Source organism: Acinetobacter chengduensis, assembly GCF_003664645.1.
Classification (GTDB): domain Bacteria; phylum Pseudomonadota; class Gammaproteobacteria; order Pseudomonadales; family Moraxellaceae; genus Acinetobacter; species Acinetobacter chengduensis.
This window is the reverse complement of sequence record NZ_RCHC01000017.1, coordinates 1-18,597: the sequence shown is the minus strand read 5'-3', so window position 1 is coordinate 18,597 and position 18,597 is coordinate 1. Positions and strand designations below refer to the sequence as shown.

Genomic DNA, 18,597 nt, shown 5'->3' with positions numbered 1-18,597 from the left:
TGCCATTCATATAAAACGCCAGCAATCATGCTGGCGTTTTTATTTAGAATTATTTGTCTATATTTGAGAAAAAACCTCAACAGATATCTAAATTAATCTTCTAATTCTTGCTGTAAATCATCCATCATCAGTTGGTAAGTATCCGAGAACTGCTCATGATCACCACCCGAATTATAATAACTCGGCACAATATAGGTGACCACTTGCTGGTGTTGATCATTAAAATACAACACATTCACCAAGGTTTCAATTTCGTCTTCTTGAATGCCACTGGTCCGCGCCAATTGCTCAAATTTTTGGTAAAACTGAGCAGAAAAAGCTTGATCACTGACTTCTTGCGCACTGTTAAACTCTTGTGCAAGTTGTACCAATCCTAGGTTCAAATGCTCAGCTTGTTGCTCATCTAAGCCAAATAACGTACCCACTTCTTTATAAAATTCTGACATATAATTATTCTCAAGTGATTAAAATAATTTTGTGCTAAAACCACGTTTACCCTGTTAGCATAAAGCTATGTTTTTAAATCATGATGACGTTGCATTTATCATTTTTAGCCAGCACTGCTCTAATATAAAGAATCTACGAATCTGTTCACAAGAGCTGAATTTAAATCAATTCAATAATATCGATGGTTGGGGGTACACGAAAACGAAATGGTACACCCACCATTCCTGTCCCCACAGTCACAAACACATCTGCATGTTCATGCTGATATAAGCCTTTTTTATGGCCCAATATAGATACTTTTTTCATGACATAATCAGTCAGCCATGGTAATTCCACTTGCCCGCCGTGGGTATGACCAGACAACATTAATGGCCGTGTTGGAAGCTCAGGCACCATATCTACGGTATCTGGATTATGCGATAAAATAATCCAAGGCTTATCTTGTGGGAGCTGAGGCATAAAGCGCATATCTGCTTTACCTGCCCATAAATCGCCAATACCAATTAAACGAAATTCATTAAACTCAACCACCTGTCCTTCAATGTCCATCACTTTGTTTTGGCTTAAAGCACGGTGAAGTAGCTCTTGTATGGGTGGCCCTGGATATTGCTCGTCATGATTACCATTGACTGAATAAACAGGTGCATCAATTTGCTGTAGTACGGCCAGTTCTTCAGCCAGTTTATGTTCAGGCTCATAAGTCCAATCACCAGCAACCACCACTAAGTCAGGCTTTTGTTCATTTAATTTTTGAACAATTTGCTTGAGCTGACGTTCATGCCCTGAAAATAAACCGATATGTAAATCTGCGATCAGTGCAATTTTGACTGGCTTCAGCATTTTACGGTCTTCATGGAGCTGATATTTGAGCTTTTTGACCTGTATGTAATGGGGCTCTATAAAGCGTGCATAGCATAATAACCCCGTAATAAGAGCAATAAAAACAGCTTCGTGTACGGCGTAATAACCGCTCCATCCTGCATAAAAGCTAAAGAAAAACAGGGGAATTAATAAATAAGAGCAGTAAAAAGCCAACAGGTGAATAAAGGCTTTAAAAGGATGAATTGTTTCCGTTCGTGATTGACTCAGCCATGCTTGAGATATGGCCCAAATGGCCAAGAGTCCCATTGCTATATAAAAATAAATCACCACGGAATTCATATTCCACATATATCTGCTCTATCAGTTAATCGATCAGTTTTCTTAGTCACTATATTTATCTTTTCATAGCTCGACACTATACTCAAATCTAATTTTTAAATTTGCTTACTATATGACGAATGCCCAGCCCAAAGCTCAGCACTTAGCCACCAGTCAAACATCGCGTCCAACCACTAGAACTGCGGTTTTACTCAGTGTGAGCTTATGTTTAGGTATTCCTGCATGTACAACACTGCCCAAGCAAATTCAACAACCTGTTGAATACGGTTTTAGTATTCCAACAGAGCAAACCACTTTAGGTAAAATTATTACTCCATTACGTGATGCCAACCCAGGTTTAACAGGCTATCACGTCTTGTATGATCCACTAGAAGCACTAGCAGCCCGCTTAGAATTAATCAATAAAGCAGAAAAAACCCTCGATCTACAATATTACATTTGGGACAATGACAAAATTGGCTCCATGGCCCTGCATTCAATTATTCAAGCAGCAGATCGTGGTGTGAAAGTTCGTTTATTAATTGACGATAACAATTCTAAAAAGATGGAAGGTATTTATCTGGCGCTCGACCAACATACCAATATTGACGTCAAACTCTATAATCCCTATCGCTTTCGGCATTATCGAGCGATGGATATGCTACTCGACTTAAAACGCATTAACCGTCGTATGCATAACAAGAGCTTTATTGCGGATAATCAAATCGCCTTAATTGGTGGTCGTAATATGAGCAATCAATATTACAATGTCAGCGATAACTATCAATTTTCTGATGTTGATGTGATGTTGGTTGGCTCAGCATCCGATGAAATTGTGCATTCTTTTGATGAATACTGGAACGATGACTATGCATTTCCAGTTAAACAATTGGTCAACGCACGCCATTACACTTTGCGCTTTCCAGATTTAAAGCAACAGTTAGAAAAACACGATCAAGAAGTAACAGTTCAAAACTACTTAAACTTGGCCACACGCTCACATGCCTTTGAAAACTGGCTCAACAACAGCATTCAACTGGACTGGGTTAAAGCAGAAGTCGTCAAAGATTCACCTAGTAAGATTAAAGCCAAAGCAAAAAAAGAAGAACACTTAAACTTCCAATTGCTTAATCATTTAGAACGCCCTAATCAAAGTGTAGATATTGTTTCTGCATATTTTGTACCAGAGAAAAAAGGTGCAAAACAATTAGGAGAGTTGGCGACAAATGGTACAAAAGTCCGCATTCTAACCAACTCATTTAAAGCCAATGACGTGCCCGTGGTACACGCATTCTATGCAAAATATCGGGAAGATTTGCTTAAAAATGACGTGCAACTATATGAGTTTTTGGCCAACCCAAATATTGAAAACTTAAATTCCAATACCGATGAATTGGCCAAGAAAGCCAAAGTCAGCATTAAAGGGTTAAGTCGTTCAAGTCTACATGCCAAACTTATGGCACTGGATGAAAAGCAAGTATTTATTGGCTCATTTAACTTTGACCCACGCTCAGCTTATTTAAATACTGAAATTGGCGTACTACTTTACAGCCCACAATTGGCCAAAGCAGTACACCAAACAATGGATGAAAATTTAAGTAAGTTTGCCTACAAATTAGTTTTAGATGCCAACCAAAATATTAATTGGAAAATTAAGCTGGCCAATGAGAAAACCCGAATCTACAAAAAAGAACCGCGCATGAAATGGTGGCAACGTGCTGGCATGAAAATGATTGCATGGCTACCAATTGAAGGCTTTATGTAAAGCCAACTTGGCAAAAACCTAAATATGCTTAAACAACAGCAGGCTTACGAAGCACTTGAGCTTGTAGCTCAATCAATCCCTCATTCATCTTCTGCTGTACTTCTGCTGTTAAGCTGTCCACTGTATGCCCTGCCGAATCAATGGCAGGTAAACTCATCAAATGCGCAGTAACTTGTGGCATTTCGAGAACATTTTGTACATGCTGTGCAAAAGTCATGTCATCAATAAATGGCGCGACCATATCGAGTTCGCCCTGCTGATTCACATAACAAATTAAACAAATTTGCACAGGCTTATTGGCTTCAATTGCTGCACCTAATAAGCGCCCATGTACTTTTTTAATTCGTGTGCCATCTGTCGTAGTCGCTTCTGGGAAAAACAACACTGGGCTATCTTGTTTTAAAAAATCGGTCATTTGCTCACGAATTCGCATGGAATCGCCTGAGCCACGTTTAATAAATAAAGTCCCGCCACCCTTGGCTAATTTACCCAATAAAGGCCAAGATTCAATTTCTGCTTTGGCTAAAAAGAACACTCGTGCGCCTGATCCCAAAACTGCAATATCTAACCAAGAAATGTGATTACTCACCCAAAGTGCAGGTTCACGCGGTATTTCACCATGTACTTTCACATCAATGTTAAATACCTTACAAAGTTTTCGACAAAAGTACTGTACATAACGGGTATTTTTAGGATTGTTCGGATCTTTATATAAACGGTGACGAAATACCAAATAAAACCCAGCACTCACAGCAACCAACATAGCCGCGACTTTTTGAACATAAAGAACAAATCTGGAGAAGCCTTTAGAATTTTTTTGTGAATGTACTAAGGGTTGAGTCATAAAATGATCACTACTAAAAATATTGTATTTCGTCGTATGAAATGCCTTCACTGCATCATACTATACTGAGGATTAAAATTTTACATTGATCATAAAAACCGAAAGTTGTGATTTCTTTTTCTTGTTTCAATCGATTAAACAAATCAATTAACATGTAATCATCGAATTAATAGATTTACATTCTGATGCACAACACGAATCTTAAACCAGAGCAACTTTCAAAACACGCAGCCTTAGCCATGATTGGTGGGATTTCATTGTTATATATTGGCTTTATGCTGAGCTTTGCCCTGCTTTTTTCATGGGTATTTTAAAGCAGTTCTTTACTCGGACACTGTGTTTTCGCCTAAAATAGCTTTTTAATCTATAAATTATTGGCTGGGTGAATCATTTGAATAAACAGCATAGTGGCGATCGCGTTATTTTGGTCAGTGTGGCAGTACAAATGCTAGATGACCTAGATGCTGAAGAGTTTCACTTACTTGCACAATCGGCAGGTGCTGAAATTCTACAACATATCCATGCCTCGCGTATTAAGCCCGATGCCAAACTGTTTATTGGTTCAGGTAAAGCCGAAGAAATTGCCGAAGAAGTACAGGCACTAGAAGCAGATTTGGTCATTTTTGACCATGCGCTCACGCCTGCCCAAGCACGTAATCTTGAAAAAATTATGCACTGCCGTGTTGTGGATCGGACTGAACTGATTCTCGACATTTTTGCACAACGTGCGCGAACCTATGAAGGTAAGTTGCAAGTTGAATTAGCACAGTTACAGCACATGTCTTCACGCTTAATCCGAAGTCGTGGCAATTTAGACAGCCAAAAAGGCGGTATTGGTCTAAGAGGCCCAGGTGAAACCGTGCTAGAAACTGACCGTCGTTTGCTCCGAATTCGTATGGGACAACTCAAAGACCGCATTGAAAAAGTTCGTCAAACACGTATGCAGGGTCGAATTGCGCGTAAAAAAGCCGCTGTACCGACCGTATCTTTAGTGGGTTATACCAACGCTGGAAAATCAACACTGTTTAATATCTTGGCAGACAGTGATGTATACGCAGCTGACCAACTATTTGCCACACTCGACCCAACATTACGTCGTTTAACTTGGGACGGGATTGGTAATTTAGTCTTGGCGGACACGGTTGGTTTTGTACGTAACTTATCGCATTCTTTGGTTGAATCATTTAAAGCAACGCTAGAAGAAACCGTCGAAGCCAGCCTATTACTGCATGTGATCGACTCAAGTAGCCCAGAGATGCTTGAGCAAATTGAAGCAGTTGAAAAAGTCCTCAATGAAATTGGTGCTGATGTTCCGGTATTACGGGTCTACAACAAAATTGATCAGTCTGGTGAACAAGCTAAAATTGTCTACCATTGCCCGCACCAACCTGAACGCGTGTATGTATCTGCACATACCTCGCAAGGACTCAATTATTTGCGTCAAGCTGTGCATGAATGCTTAATGGGCCACATGCAAAGCTTTGAACTCTCGCTGAAACCCGCTTATGGCAAATTACGCACACAATTTTATGCACTCAATGTGATTCAATCAGAACACTATGATGATCATGGCAACTTAAAATTACATGTCATTATGGCACCACATAAACTTGAACAATTAATCAAACAAGCACATTTACCGCTTGAAGAAATCTTAGGTGAACGTGCTCAGCAGTTCCAACGTCCACTAGAAGAATTTGAAATAGATGATCAAATCAGTTAAAACAAAAGAAATAAAATTTTAATGAAAGATCAAGAATGGATTGGATCAAAACACTCGATTGGAAAGCCTGGGTAGGCACAATTGCACTGATTATTATTTTTCGTGAGGGTGCTGTCTGGCTAATGGGCCAATTTAACCATCCAGAACTTGGAAACTTAGTCGGGCTATTGAGCTTACTAGCGGTGCTGTTATTGTGGCGTAAATTCAAGCATCTACCCGCCCGCATGATTGATACCAACAATAAAATTATGAAAGAAAGCGCCTTTGCTTTCTTGCCAATTAGTGCTGGTTCTTTGCTCATGCTCATGCACATGGGCAAAGAAATCCCACTATTTTTAACCGTATTGGTTGTCAGCACACTCATCCCGCTTTGGGTGTATGCCAAAATTTCTAAAACATGGCTATAGGAGAAAATTCATGCTTACCATCCTCCTCGCCTTCGCATTAACCTTCGTGGCCTATATCTGCGCCAAACCCATTAATAAAGTGCTACCACAAATTCCAGTCATTGTGATCGCCATGTGTTTTGTCATCGCACTTCTTGCAGTCTTTGGTATTCCTTATGAGCGTTATATGGCTGAAGTGAACCCTGTGTTTAATCACTTACTTGGCTATGTAACGGTTGCATTAGCTATACCACTCGCAGCCATGCGTTATGATGATCTGCCACTAAAAGGCATTGTGAGTATTCTTATTTTCGCTAGTATCAGTGCTGTAGCTCTTCCAATGGGTCTTGCCTATTTATTGCACTTGTCAGATGCCACTATCATGGCCTTTGCGACACGTGCAGTGACCACGCCTATTGCAATTAATATTGCGACCTTATTACAAGCCCCTGTAAGCCTCGCCATTTTAATTGTGATTTTATCTGGCGTCATTGGTGCAGCTTTTTCACCTTTGATTCTTAGACACATCAATGATGAACGTGCATCTGGTCTTGCTTTAGGCTTAGCGGCACATGCCATTGGAACAGCACAAGCATGGCAACGTGGTAGCGTGGCTGGCCGTTACGCTGCTTTTGGTATGGCAGTTAATGCAGTATTCACTGCAATTTGGCTACCAACTTTCATTTTAATGCTACAAAAATTATGACTGAGTGATCATTTTTCCCCCATTGTCTCATTCGTTTATTCCACTTACACTATGTTAAGTGAATGAATTAACAGATAAATAGGAGCTTTTATTCATGCTTAAATTGATGTCAGCACTAGTCCTTAGCTCACTCTCTAGCTTAGCTTTTGCAAATGATTTAACCGGTCTTTGGCAAAATATTGATGATAAAACAGGCTCACCAAAAGCACTTTTAGAAATCCGTCAAACCAGTAATGGAACTTATGCGGCTAAAGTCATTAAAATTACACCACGTGCAGGTTACACGCCTAAAGAAACCTGTGTAGGTTGCCCTGCACCTTATACCAATAAGCCCATTTTAGGCTTAGATGTACTGACAGGTTTACGTGAGACTACGGACAATAATTATGATCGTGGCCAAATCCTTGATCCACTATCAGGAAAAATTTATAGCACAAAGGCAAAATTAAGCCCAAATGGCAAACGTTTAACTTTACGTGGCTATGTGGGTGTCTCTGCATTAGGTCGTAGTCAAACATGGATTCGCCAAGACTAATAATTCGTCAAAATAAAGTATGAATTTCGTCACATTTTTCTTGGCAAAATTCATTTTTTATGAAGTTTTTTACCAAAAGTTAGTTGCACGTCAAGAGATTCTTACCTAACATGAAACTAAGTTCAAAGATTGAACGGTTTAATAACTAGGAAGAAGAACGATGCATAAAAATACAAAATGGGCATCTCTCATCGGTTTACTCTTTTTAAGTACATCGGGTTTTGCTCAAGACCTCACAGGGATTTGGAAACAGATTGACGATAAAACAGGTTCACCTAAAGCATTAATTGAAATTAAGAAGGATACTAACGGCTCTTTTAGTGGAAAAATTATTAAGGTCACACCTCGACCTGGTTATACACCACGTGAGAAATGTGTAAATTGCCCACCCCCTTATACAGATCAACCTATTTTAGGCTTAGAAGTATTTAAAAACCTAAAATTAGTTGATGAAAATAGTTATGACGAAGGAAAAATTCTGGATCCTTTATCTGGAAAAATGTACAGCCTAAAAGGTAAGTTAATGTCCAATGGCAAACGCTTACACCTCCGTGGCTATATTGGAATTTCAGCCATTGGCCGTACACAAATGTGGATTCGCCAAGAATAATGACTTCATTTTCTTTGCCCAATAAGCTCAAAATCATAAAAAGGATAGAATGATGAAAAAGCTCAAAATTATCTCACTTTTGGTTGGTACATTTATGGCGGGCTCTGTCGCCGCTCAAGACTTATCAGGCCTTTGGCAACAAATTGATGATAAATCTGGCTCGCCAAAAGCATTGATAGAAATTCGCAAAGAAAGTAATGGTACGTTTACAGGTAAAATTATTAAGGTGACACCACGCCCAGGCTATACACCGCAAAAGACCTGCAATAATTGCCCTGCACCTTATACCAATCAACCTATTTTAGGGATGGATATCCTGACTGGGTTAAAGCATGTGGAAGGCACAGAAAATTATGAAAAAGGTCGCGTGATCGACCCACTTTCAGGCAAAGTCTATGATGCCAAAGTCCGTATTAATGGCAATGGTAAACGCCTAACGCTACGTGGCTATATGGGGGTTTCAGCCCTCGGCCGTAGCCAAACATGGCTTCGTCAAGACTAATTTTTTAAACCTATCACAAACCGCCACAAGGCGGTTTTTCTACTTTATATTGATCATTTTTTAAAAAATAAAGTTGACTATTCTAGTAAACTTTATAACATAGGCCCGCATATTGAAAAGCTTTTTTAGGGGTTTGGACGATCATGTTGAAAAGTATGTTGCTTGCTATAAGTACCTTGTGTTTTGCAGGGCACTCCTTTGCAGAAGACATCTCTGGTATTTGGCAACAAATTGATGATAAATCAGGTGAAGCCAAAGCAATTATTGCCATTCAACAAGAAGAAAATAATACTTATACGGGTAAAATTGTTAAAGTGACACCACGCCCAGGCTATACACCGCAAAAGACCTGCAATAAGTGCCCTGCCCCGTATACGAATCAGCCAATTTTAGGTATGGAAATCATTAAAGGTTTGAAGCATATCAAAGGCACCAACAATTATGAAAAAGGCCGTATTATTGACCCACTGTCTGGAAAAATGTACGACGCTAAAATCCGCTTAAATAGCACAGGCAAACGCTTAACCATCCGCGCCAGTATCGGCGTATCGGTCTTAGGTCGCAACCAAACTTGGATTCGTTTAGATTAATCCAATAAAAAAAGCCCCTACAAATAGGGGCTTTTTTGTGATGATTTTATGATATCTACAACTGCACTGGATTATCTACCGAAAACAGACTCTGATCTTCCAAACGGTAAGCAATCAACTGATTACCCCAAACACATCCACCATCTACATTTTGAATCTGCAGAGAAATCGTTTTGCCTTGTAATGCGGCCCAATGACCAAAAATGATTTGATGTGTTTGCGCTACTTTTGATTCAAATTCAAACCAAGGTTTAAAACCTTCTGGCATCGGCTCATCTAAAGCATCTTTAAAGCTAAACTCTAAACGACCTTCTGCATCGGTTAAGCGCATACGAGTCAAATAGTTGGTAATACAGCGTAAGCGCTCATGACCAGTTAAGTCTTCTGACCACAGCGTTGGCTTCTTCCCATACATATTCGCCAAAAAATCATCCAATACCGCAAAGTCTTCATTTGCCAGCACAGCTTCAACTTCTTTAGCCAAACGCGCCACTTGCTCTACGCTCCAATTACATGGAATACCCGCATGCGTAATCACAGTATGTTCATTAGGAAATAAACATAAAGGTTGCTGACGAAGCCACTCGATTAAGTCATCACTTTCTAAGGCATGAATCACATCATCAGTGTTGTCTTCTGGCTTAATTTCTTTAATTCCACGCGCAACGGCCAACAAATTTAAATCATGATTGCCCAACACAGTTGCAGCTACGCCATTATCAACTAACTTTTTGATAAAGCGAATTGCACCAATGGAGTTCTCTCCACGGGCAACCAAGTCTCCTGCAAACCAAATAAAATCTTGATCTGCATCAAACTTAATTTCTTTGAGTAAGGCTTTCAAGGCTTCAAAACAGCCCTGAACATCACCAATTACATAATTATATCGAACTGCGCGTGTCATACGTTTTAAACCATTTGATCAGCTAAAGCGACAAATTGAGCTAAGCTTAATGTTTCCGGACGTGCCATTGGATCAACACCAGCATTTTCAAAACCATCTTCAACCAACATACCTTTTAAGCTGTTACGCAAAGTTTTACGACGCTGTGTAAATACATGCGATACCAAACGCGCCAAGGCTTTTTCATTTTTTGCCACAATCGGTTTATCTGCATAAGGTTCTAAACGGAATACCGCAGAGGTTACTTTTGGTGGTGGATTGAATGAGCCAGGTGGCACTTCAAACAAGAAAGTTGGTTTACAGTAGTACTGAATCATCACTGACAAACGACCATATTCTTTGGTGTTTGGCGATGCCGTAATACGATCAACCACTTCTTTTTGAAGCATAAAATGCATATCTTTGACTTTATCGCCAAACTCTAAGAGATGGAATAACAGTGGCGTTGAAATGTTATAGGGTAAGTTACCCACTACACGTAGCGGTCGACCATCTTCAAACAATTCAGTGAAATCGTATTTCAGTGCATCTGTTTCTACAATGGTTAAACGCTCAGGATGTGGTACACGCCCGGGTAAACCTGCTGCCAAATCACGATCAAGCTCCACCACGGTTAAAGCATCACATTCACCAATCAAAGGTGAAGTTAAAGCTGCCAGACCAGGCCCGATTTCCACAACATTATCGCCAGAACGTGGGTTTACCGAACGTACAATTTTCGCAATGACACGTTGGTCATGTAAGAAGTTTTGCCCAAAACGCTTACGCGTGTGATGCCCTTCGTCTTTGGGGTTTAGGGCATTAATTTGATACATAGACATTTCCAACGTGTAAATAAAACAAGATCAATGACGCGCTAAATCAAGCGCCAAATCCACAGCCACATGCAAGCTTGAGCTTTTCGCAAGTCCTGTACCTGCGAGGGAGAGTGCTGTGCCATGATCGACAGAAGTACGAATAAACGGTAAGCCCAAAGTAATATTGATGGCTTCACCAAATCCTTGAGATTTTAACACAGGTAGACCCTGATCGTGATACATCGCCAAAACCGCATCTGCATCTTTTAAATTTTCAGGGGTAAATAAAGTATCAGCAGGTAAACTCAAGCTTATATTTACACCCTGAGCACGATAACTCTCAAGCACGGGATTAATCACTTCAATCTCTTCCATACCCAAATAGCCATCTTCGCCCGCATGCGGATTTAAACCGCACACCAAAATATGCGGATGATCTTTTTTAAATTTGGTTTTTAAGTCATGAATTAAGATATCAATCACTTGATGTAGACGCTCAGGCGTAATCGCATCGGCAACTGCACGCAAAGGCAAATGCGTTGTAGCCAATGCCACACGTAAAGTTTTGGTCGCGAGCATCATAACAACGCGTTCTACGCCTGCAAATTCTTGATAAAATTCCGTATGCCCACTGAAATGAATGCCAGCATCATTAATAATCGACTTTTGTACAGGGGCTGTGGCAACACCTACACTTGCTCCACGCATGGCATAATCAGCAGAACGGCGTAGTTGTTCTAATACATAAGCCGCATTATGCACATCCAGCTGACCTGCAACTACTGTTTCGGCCAATGGCACATGCTCAACATATAATTGACCGACTTCTGTCGCCTCGACCTGCCCTACATAGTCAATAATTTCAACATCTAGCTTTAATTGTTGCGCACGTTTTAATAATAAGTTTTTATCCACCAGAACCACAATGGGCCGTTCATCTAATCGGCTTGCTAAGCTTAAACAGATATCAGGTCCTATGCCCGCGGGTTCGCCGCTCGTAATATATAAAGGCAACATGTGTTTATCCAGTGTGTGCGATGTACTTATTATACTGCGCGATCTTGATTTCAGCTGAAATTAAATTAATAAACCCTATTGTTCGACTTTAACAATCGCTGTGAATTTATAAATGACTGGTAATGGCCCTCAGTCACATGATCAATACATCGGTAACATCAAGTATCAAACATCGATATTCAATTTAAATAAAATGCAGGTAGATGAGCACTATCAAAACAGGCAATAGATACCCCTTCACTACATGGGTGATAGCACTTAAATAAGCTTTAAATCGGGCCTATTTTGTTTTTATCTGCTTTTTTATCATTTTTAAATTTAAAGCTGTTTATTGCTGAAGAAATATACTAGAATACAGCGCTTGAAATTCATATTTTCATTTGTGATTCTTCACGTTTTCGTTTAGAATCGCGTCTCCTTTTGTTTGGACAGCTTCCATAGTCCAAACCAACTATAATAGGTAGTGGTTTAATGAAAACTCTCAGCGCTAAGCCAGCTGAAGTTCAACACGACTGGTACGTTGTTGATGCTTCTGGCAAAACTTTAGGTCGCCTTGCGACTGAAATCGCTCGTCGTTTACGCGGTAAGCACAAAACTTCTTATACTCCTCACGTTGACACTGGTGACTACATCGTTGTTATCAATGCTGAGCAAGTACAAGTGACTGGTAAAAAAGCACTTGATAAGAAATACTATCGCCACACTGGTTTCCCTGGTGGTATCCGCGAAACTAACTTTGAAAAGTTAATCGCTCACAAACCAGAAGCAGTTCTTGAAAAAGCTGTTAAAGGTATGTTGCCAAAAGGTCCTCTTGGTTATGCAATGATCAAGAAGATGAAAGTGTATGCAGGTACTGAGCATCCACACGCTGCTCAACAGCCACAAGTTTTGGACATCTAAGGGATACAGCACATGGCTACTAATTATGGTACAGGTCGCCGTAAGACCGCAACTGCACGTGTTTTCTTGTCAGCTGGTACAGGCAAACTCGTAATTAACAACCGTTCTTTAGAACAATACTTCGGTCGTGAGACTGCTCGTATGGTTGTTAACCAACCTCTAGAGCTTTTAGAAGCTACTACTAAATATGACCTTTACATCACTGTTGCTGGTGGTGGTATCGGTGGTCAAGCTGGCGCTATCCGTCACGGTATTACTCGTGCGTTGATCGCTTCTGACGAAACTCTTAAACCTGCTCTACGTCAAGCTGGTTTCGTTACTCGTGATGCTCGTGAAGTTGAACGTAAGAAACTTGGTTTACGTAAAGCTCGTAAACGTCCTCAATTCTCTAAACGTTAATTCGTTTTTCGAATTCGGACAAAAAGCCTTGGATGTTCCAAGGCTTTTTTTATGTTTGATTCAAATCAAATACAGATCCATTTATCATAAAATCTATTTTTAGATTATTCAAAATAAACTATTAAAAATTCAGCACTCAAATTTATTCTAAATTTAGCCCATTTCTGAATATTCTATACCCACACCCTATTTTTAACCCTTTCATGATTAAGCCGAATGAGAACCAAGGCACTTCTACCTTAATCAAAGAGTTTCCGTGATTTTATGGTCTATTTTTAGTATCCTATCTTATTCATTTCTCATCGTCTCGGATTATGTCAGTCGAAAATGCACCACTCCAAGGGATTACGCTTTACAGCCATGCGGATGACTTTCGCTCACATTGGATTCGATATGTCCTTGCTGAGAAACAAATAAAATATAATTTAATTATTGTTGATGAAGATGATGAGGATCTAGCCAGCCTAAATCCTTATAACCAATTACCAATGATGATTGAAAATGAGTTAAAACTTTTTAATACTGCCATCATTTCAGAATATTTGGACGATCGTTATCGCCAAAATAAGCTGTATGCCGATGCACCAATGCCTCGAGCAGAGCAACGCCAATATATTTGGCGTTTTGAACAAGATTGGATGAAATTAGCGGATATCATGCTCCGCCATCCAGATACACTAAACGAAACTAACCGAGTTAAAGCACAAAAGCAATTACGCGATACGCTTATTTCACTTACCCCATTGTTTCAACATTTTCCGTATTTTATGTCTGAACAATTAAGTATTTTAGATTGCATGCTTGCACCAATATTCCTTCGCTTAAAGAGCATGGGAATCGAACTCCCTGCACAGCACTGTCGCCCAATACACTTATATTGCCAACGTATTTTTAGCCGTCCTGCATTTATCAAATCCATGACACTGCAGGAAAAAAATCGTTATGGTATGTCATTAGCTAAAGCATAGGTTTCATTATGTCTGAACAAGAATTAAATATTACCCCCACTCGCCCATATTTAGCGCGTGCTATTTATGAATGGATTTGTGACAATCAACTCACGCCTTATCTTCTTGTGGATGCCACACAACCACATACCAGCGTACCAGAACAATTTATTCAAGATGGTCAAATCACGCTAAACCTTGCACCACATGCAGTACACGCACTACATATAAGCAATGAAGCAATTAGCTTTTCTGCACGCTTTGGTGGTGTATCACGTGATTTATACGTTCCGATGTATGCAGTGATTGGATTATATGCCCGCGAAAACGGTCAAGGTTTATTCTTTGATCCAAGTGAATATGAACATATCAATACAGATCAAAATGCTTTAAAATCAAGCAATGAAGAACAAACAGAGCAACCAAAGAAAAAACCAAGTTTAAGGTTGCTGGATTAAAAATTTACGGAGCACATGCATGGCTTTTGATTTAGTACAATATTTCTCAGAACAAATTGACACTCAAAAGCCAATGCTTTTAAGTCAACTTAACCGCCAAGAACGTCGCGAGCATATTCAAGAGATTAATGCACTAACCCTTGGTGAGTTAATTCAACAATGGCGTGAAAATGACAGCAAAGTCTATCAAGAGATCAACACTCTTGATCCACTGTATATACAAGAAGTTGCACGACACCTCACCACCTCTCCACATAATCAATCAAGTCTTGCTAAAGCAGAACTCGAAACAATCATCGGTGAAGTATTTTCACTTCAACTCCATGAACTTAAACAACTGCATGATACTGGTAGCCATACACAAAATAGTATTAGAGAGCTACTGATTGGTCAGATTGAACATCTATCTGGGCAAGCAAATGACTGGGTTTGGTCAACAAACAACCTAACAGAGCTCATTGGCTCTAAACCAATTCCCCAGGACGATATATCATTAGAGACATCTATGAAGGAGTTTAATCAAATGGTAAGCCAGCAACATACACAAGATAATCACGAGCAAATTGAAACTGTTACAAATATCCCAACATGGTCTAAAATTGTAGAACCGATTGTAGCACTTGCAGTTTTATGGGTTTTGGCCTCAGCGGCTTGCAATATTTTTGCTTAATACAAGATAAAAAAGCTGTCGCAATGGCTTCTCATTGCACGCCTCAAGATAAGCCCAGCACTTAAAACTGGGCTTTTTTCTACCCCATTATTTACCAAACAAACACGCCTAAAACACATTTGGGCCAATTACAAATGAGTTACTTAGCAGTTATTCTAATAAAGTAAACAAAAGAACAGCATCAAATAAAATCACATATCTAATGCAAAGCTTAAAACTCTTCCTAAAAGTTAAGTTATTAATATATATAATTTTAATATGTATCATTTTTGAATAAAAACAGATTTTTCCTCTATATACATTTTTCAAATTAATTTTTAAGGGTCAAAATATTACGCACAATTATTCGTCTTTTTTGTGTACTTTTGTAATCAAAACTTTAAAACCTGTAAATTTTCATGCTTTTTCGTACAAATTACATTTTGTAACATTGAAATATTTGTAAAAAAACTTAGCAATTTAGTCTGATTTAAACAATTTTTTAAACAACAAATGATAACTACAGCACATTATTTATTCGTTTTTTTTCACAATCTTAATCTAAGAATTATGCATTTGTAACGTATAAAAATAATTTCGTTGAAAAGATATACAGCTTTGCTAATAATAAATTTAAGTAATTAACCTCTGAAATTAATTACCGTTACAAACAATAAATAAACAACATGTATAACCGAAAGAGAGAAATAACTATGGCTAAAGTATCATTAGATTCACTCACAAGTATTGATGGTTTTCATGCTGCAGCACTTGTAGACGGAGAAAGTGGCCTTGCACTAGCAACCCAAGGTGGTGGTGATATTGACCTAGAATTAGCAGCTGCTGGTAATACCGAAGTTGTTCGTGCTAAACGTCGTGTAGCACAGTCATTAAATCTAAACGATAGCATCGTTGATATTCTAATTACTTTAGGCAAACAATATCACTTGATTCGCCCATTAGAAAAAAATGAAAATGTTTTCTTATACTTAGTACTTGATCGTGCAAAAGCAAACTTAGCAATGGCACGCCATGAGTTAAAAGCGTACGAAAAAAATCTTGATTTCACCTGATTCAAAAGTACCCCCTTATATCTTCAGTATATAAGGGGGTTTTATTTTCCCAGAGATTTCTAAATCACATTCCCTCAAGTTGATAGAGAGATAAAAATGAATAAGCAATATATTAATATTGCAATTTCTGGTTTAAGTATTCACGATGCTGAAGAGCTCAAAGGCCAGCTAAGCAATATAATTGACAATAAATTTAACATTCAATGGAAAACTGCAACCGACATTAATTTAGACTGCTTATTTATTCATGAAAATTTCTTTGATACAGAAGGGATTCAACGCATTTTAAATAATAAAAGTTTTCCATGGTTAAAAATTGCCAAAGACAATAGCCTATCTGGTAAATTGGAAAATAATACGCTCTATTTACCAATTCAAAGTACACAAGATTTAAATCAATGGATAGATCAGCATATTATCCATAATGACTTCACTCCTCCTCTTGATGAACCTGTTATCCCTTTAAAAAAAACAGCGCAATCTATTTTAAATAGCGACCACCCATATACTGAAAGCTATTTCAAAGCAATGTATAACATCGATGAAGGCCACCACAAGCTGTATATCTCAGATTCGCAAGGTGCTTTAGGTGTGATTGATATTATGCAAAACTTAGTTTTCTGTAATCCTGAACGCAAATCTTTTGAGACTGATTTTAGTTTTAATTATGAATTTGCTTCTACATCACATCTCATCAAAGCCTCGAGAAAAGACAGTCACATTTTGCAAGATTGGATTTGGAACCTGTTTTGGTTCTCTCCAAATTTTTATCAAATTGCACCAGAAGATGGCCACTATCGAATACATTTTTGGCCAAAACCGCAAGACAAAGAGCATCGAAAACAAATTTTTCAAATGTCTGCATGCTTCATTCAAGGTGCCAAAATGTCCAAAATTTCAGAACAACATAACATCCCAATCAATACTGTACGCAGGTTTATTGCAGCCAATATGGCGACAGGAAACCTAAGTAAAATTAATATTTGGGACAACCATTACAACCCACCAGAAATTCTTGATGAAAAACCTGAAGAGAGCATGATCAAAAGTTTTTTTGGAAAAATACGCAGAAAATTCGGGTTCTGATATAGGGAGAATATCTATGATTTTACAGCAATACAAAATTGTATTTGCAGGTTCTATGGGCGCCGGTAAAACGGAAGCCATTCGCTCGCTTTCTGATGTACCTGTACTCTTAACAGAAGCCTTCAACACGGATCAAGATAGCCATGAAAAATTACAAACCACTGTAGGTATTGATTATGGTGAAGTGACTTTAGAAGATGGTGTAAAAATTGGACTATATGGTACACCTGGTCAAAGTCGTTTTGATTTTATTTGGCCTGTTATTTGTAAAGGTGCAATCGGAGCGATTATTCTGATTGATCACAACACAGAAGCTCCTCTACAAGAGCTTGAAAGTTACTTAGAAACCTTTCAAAACTACACAGATAACATTGCCATTGGTATTACACACGTTGATGACAATACCAGTACAAATTCTTTGAGTATGTATAAAGAGTGGCTCATTAGCCAAGATCTATTTTCACCTTTATTTTTTATTGATGCGCGTAAAAAAGATGATGCCCTTCTACTCTTAGAAGCATTAATTACCTCTGTTGAAGTTAACCACAATATCAGCGCCTAAGGAGCACTTATGTTTAAGATCAAAGAAAAACGTGCTGCTTCACCTGAACTCATTCAGGTTGCAAAACAAGAATTACAAAATCTTATGTCTAATGTCCGTGGCGTAAATTTTGCAATGGTTTGTTCAACAGATGGTTTTGAACTCGCAACACTACATAAAAGAGATATCTATAATAACGGAAAATTAGCTGCAGTCAGTAGCTCAATCCTTGCAATGGTGACTGCATTTACACAAGAGATTCACTTAATTGGCTGTCAATCGATTACTCTAGATGCTGAAAATGGTAAGGCCATATTAAGTTCGGTTCCAGCTAAACAACATCCTATGATTCTTGTTGTCCTTGCAGACAAAGATGTTTTACTTGGACAGTTACTCTATGCATTGAAAAACTCTAGTAATACCATTAAAAATGCGGATCAAAATTTTGATGATTAAAAAGCATTAATTTCATTATTTACATCTATAACACTCAAAGCCTTTTGGTCTGGGTGTTTTTTATTTGTGCATTTTCAGTCGATATATCCCAACCCTTCTTTATTCCCCCTAAATTCCCTCAT

At 38.6% G+C, this 18,597-nt stretch carries 24 protein-coding genes; 18 read left to right on the top strand and 6 right to left on the bottom strand.

Annotated features, from left to right (window positions below; translation table 11 throughout):
• Positions 1-92 precede the first annotated feature (92 nt).
• Both D9K81_RS13855 and D9K81_RS13850 read right to left on the bottom strand, forming a co-directional pair.
• Positions 93-446 carry a hypothetical protein gene (locus tag D9K81_RS13855; RefSeq protein ID WP_120375955.1) on the bottom strand — a complete coding sequence of 118 codons (354 nt, stop codon included), beginning with the start codon at positions 444-446 and terminating at the stop codon, positions 93-95.
• A gap of 160 nt (positions 447-606) precedes the next feature.
• The gene (locus D9K81_RS13850; RefSeq protein ID WP_120375954.1) at positions 607-1,617 is read right to left on the bottom strand and encodes a metallophosphoesterase; all 1,011 of its coding nucleotides are present in this window, start codon (positions 1,615-1,617) and stop codon (positions 607-609) included.
• Positions 1,618-1,720: 103 nt separating this feature from the next.
• Here D9K81_RS13850 and D9K81_RS13845 point away from each other — a divergent pair, with 103 nt between their 5' ends.
• A complete protein-coding gene (locus D9K81_RS13845; protein WP_120375953.1) occupies positions 1,721-3,352 on the top strand; it encodes a phospholipase D-like domain-containing protein in 1,632 nt (543 codons plus the stop codon).
• Between the two features lie 28 nt (positions 3,353-3,380).
• Here the strand turns inward: D9K81_RS13845 and D9K81_RS13840 are convergent, their stop codons facing one another.
• Positions 3,381-4,196 (bottom strand): lysophospholipid acyltransferase family protein, encoded by an 816-nt coding sequence (locus D9K81_RS13840; protein ID WP_120375952.1) that lies wholly within the window; start codon positions 4,194-4,196, stop codon positions 3,381-3,383.
• A 185-nt stretch (positions 4,197-4,381) separates the two neighbouring features.
• Here D9K81_RS13840 and D9K81_RS18785 point away from each other — a divergent pair, with 185 nt between their 5' ends.
• The 8 genes from D9K81_RS18785 to D9K81_RS13805 all read left to right on the top strand — a co-directional run bounded on the left by D9K81_RS18785 (position 4,382) and on the right by D9K81_RS13805 (position 9,248).
• On the top strand, positions 4,382-4,510 hold the full coding sequence (locus D9K81_RS18785; protein ID WP_265091322.1) for a hypothetical protein: 129 nt from the start codon (positions 4,382-4,384) through the stop codon (positions 4,508-4,510).
• A 68-nt stretch (positions 4,511-4,578) separates the two neighbouring features.
• Positions 4,579-5,919: a ribosome rescue GTPase HflX gene (hflX, locus tag D9K81_RS13835; protein ID WP_120375951.1), complete on the top strand. Its 1,341-nt coding sequence runs from the start codon at positions 4,579-4,581 to the stop codon at positions 5,917-5,919.
• Between the two features lie 35 nt (positions 5,920-5,954).
• Entirely contained in the window at positions 5,955-6,326 is a 372-nt protein-coding gene (locus D9K81_RS13830) for a hypothetical protein (RefSeq protein ID WP_120375950.1), read from the top strand.
• 10 nt (positions 6,327-6,336) lie between these two features.
• On the top strand, positions 6,337-7,011 hold the full coding sequence (locus tag D9K81_RS13825) for an LrgB family protein (protein WP_120375949.1): 675 nt from the start codon (positions 6,337-6,339) through the stop codon (positions 7,009-7,011).
• 94 nt (positions 7,012-7,105) lie between these two features.
• Complete coding sequence (locus D9K81_RS13820) at positions 7,106-7,546, top strand: DUF2147 domain-containing protein (protein WP_120375948.1); 441 nt, start codon at positions 7,106-7,108, stop codon at positions 7,544-7,546.
• Between the two features lie 160 nt (positions 7,547-7,706).
• Positions 7,707-8,156 (top strand): DUF2147 domain-containing protein, encoded by a 450-nt coding sequence (locus D9K81_RS13815; protein ID WP_121523446.1) that lies wholly within the window; start codon positions 7,707-7,709, stop codon positions 8,154-8,156.
• A 52-nt stretch (positions 8,157-8,208) separates the two neighbouring features.
• Positions 8,209-8,658 carry a DUF2147 domain-containing protein gene (locus D9K81_RS13810; RefSeq protein WP_120375946.1) on the top strand — a complete coding sequence of 150 codons (450 nt, stop codon included), beginning with the start codon at positions 8,209-8,211 and terminating at the stop codon, positions 8,656-8,658.
• Positions 8,659-8,813: 155 nt separating this feature from the next.
• Positions 8,814-9,248 carry a DUF2147 domain-containing protein gene (locus D9K81_RS13805; RefSeq protein ID WP_407923639.1) on the top strand — a complete coding sequence of 145 codons (435 nt, stop codon included), beginning with the start codon at positions 8,814-8,816 and terminating at the stop codon, positions 9,246-9,248.
• A 55-nt stretch (positions 9,249-9,303) separates the two neighbouring features.
• Here D9K81_RS13805 and D9K81_RS13800 read toward each other — a convergent pair whose 3' ends face one another.
• From D9K81_RS13800 to pdxA, 3 genes are read right to left on the bottom strand one after another with little or no spacing between them, the layout of a single operon-like run.
• Positions 9,304-10,152 (bottom strand): symmetrical bis(5'-nucleosyl)-tetraphosphatase, encoded by an 849-nt coding sequence (locus tag D9K81_RS13800; RefSeq protein ID WP_120375944.1) that lies wholly within the window; start codon positions 10,150-10,152, stop codon positions 9,304-9,306.
• Positions 10,153-10,157: 5 nt separating this feature from the next.
• Positions 10,158-10,967 carry a 16S rRNA (adenine(1518)-N(6)/adenine(1519)-N(6))-dimethyltransferase RsmA gene (rsmA, locus tag D9K81_RS13795; protein WP_120375943.1) on the bottom strand — a complete coding sequence of 270 codons (810 nt, stop codon included), beginning with the start codon at positions 10,965-10,967 and terminating at the stop codon, positions 10,158-10,160.
• A gap of 30 nt (positions 10,968-10,997) precedes the next feature.
• The gene (gene pdxA, locus D9K81_RS13790) at positions 10,998-11,966 is read right to left on the bottom strand and encodes a 4-hydroxythreonine-4-phosphate dehydrogenase PdxA (RefSeq protein WP_120375942.1); all 969 of its coding nucleotides are present in this window, start codon (positions 11,964-11,966) and stop codon (positions 10,998-11,000) included.
• A gap of 471 nt (positions 11,967-12,437) precedes the next feature.
• Between pdxA and rplM the strand changes: the two genes are divergently transcribed.
• From rplM to D9K81_RS13745, 9 genes are all read left to right on the top strand, one after another.
• Positions 12,438-12,866: a 50S ribosomal protein L13 gene (gene rplM / locus D9K81_RS13785; RefSeq protein ID WP_003656097.1), complete on the top strand. Its 429-nt coding sequence runs from the start codon at positions 12,438-12,440 to the stop codon at positions 12,864-12,866.
• Between the two features lie 12 nt (positions 12,867-12,878).
• A complete protein-coding gene (rpsI, locus tag D9K81_RS13780) occupies positions 12,879-13,265 on the top strand; it encodes a 30S ribosomal protein S9 (RefSeq protein ID WP_106986570.1) in 387 nt (128 codons plus the stop codon).
• Between the two features lie 314 nt (positions 13,266-13,579).
• Complete coding sequence (locus D9K81_RS13775; RefSeq protein ID WP_120375941.1) at positions 13,580-14,233, top strand: glutathione S-transferase N-terminal domain-containing protein; 654 nt, start codon at positions 13,580-13,582, stop codon at positions 14,231-14,233.
• An 8-nt stretch (positions 14,234-14,241) separates the two neighbouring features.
• A complete protein-coding gene (locus D9K81_RS13770) occupies positions 14,242-14,670 on the top strand; it encodes a ClpXP protease specificity-enhancing factor (RefSeq protein ID WP_120375940.1) in 429 nt (142 codons plus the stop codon).
• A 19-nt stretch (positions 14,671-14,689) separates the two neighbouring features.
• Positions 14,690-15,340 carry a hypothetical protein gene (locus D9K81_RS13765; RefSeq protein WP_120375939.1) on the top strand — a complete coding sequence of 217 codons (651 nt, stop codon included), beginning with the start codon at positions 14,690-14,692 and terminating at the stop codon, positions 15,338-15,340.
• Between the two features lie 692 nt (positions 15,341-16,032).
• The gene (locus D9K81_RS13760) at positions 16,033-16,392 is read left to right on the top strand and encodes a roadblock/LC7 domain-containing protein (protein WP_106986564.1); all 360 of its coding nucleotides are present in this window, start codon (positions 16,033-16,035) and stop codon (positions 16,390-16,392) included.
• 96 nt (positions 16,393-16,488) lie between these two features.
• On the top strand, positions 16,489-17,478 hold the full coding sequence (locus D9K81_RS13755) for a hypothetical protein (RefSeq protein ID WP_120375938.1): 990 nt from the start codon (positions 16,489-16,491) through the stop codon (positions 17,476-17,478).
• Between the two features lie 16 nt (positions 17,479-17,494).
• Entirely contained in the window at positions 17,495-18,040 is a 546-nt protein-coding gene (locus D9K81_RS13750; protein WP_120375937.1) for a GTP-binding protein, read from the top strand.
• A gap of 9 nt (positions 18,041-18,049) precedes the next feature.
• Positions 18,050-18,475, top strand: a complete 426-nt coding sequence (locus tag D9K81_RS13745) for a roadblock/LC7 domain-containing protein (RefSeq protein ID WP_120375936.1) — start codon at positions 18,050-18,052, stop codon at positions 18,473-18,475.
• The last annotated feature ends 122 nt before the right edge of the window (positions 18,476-18,597 follow it).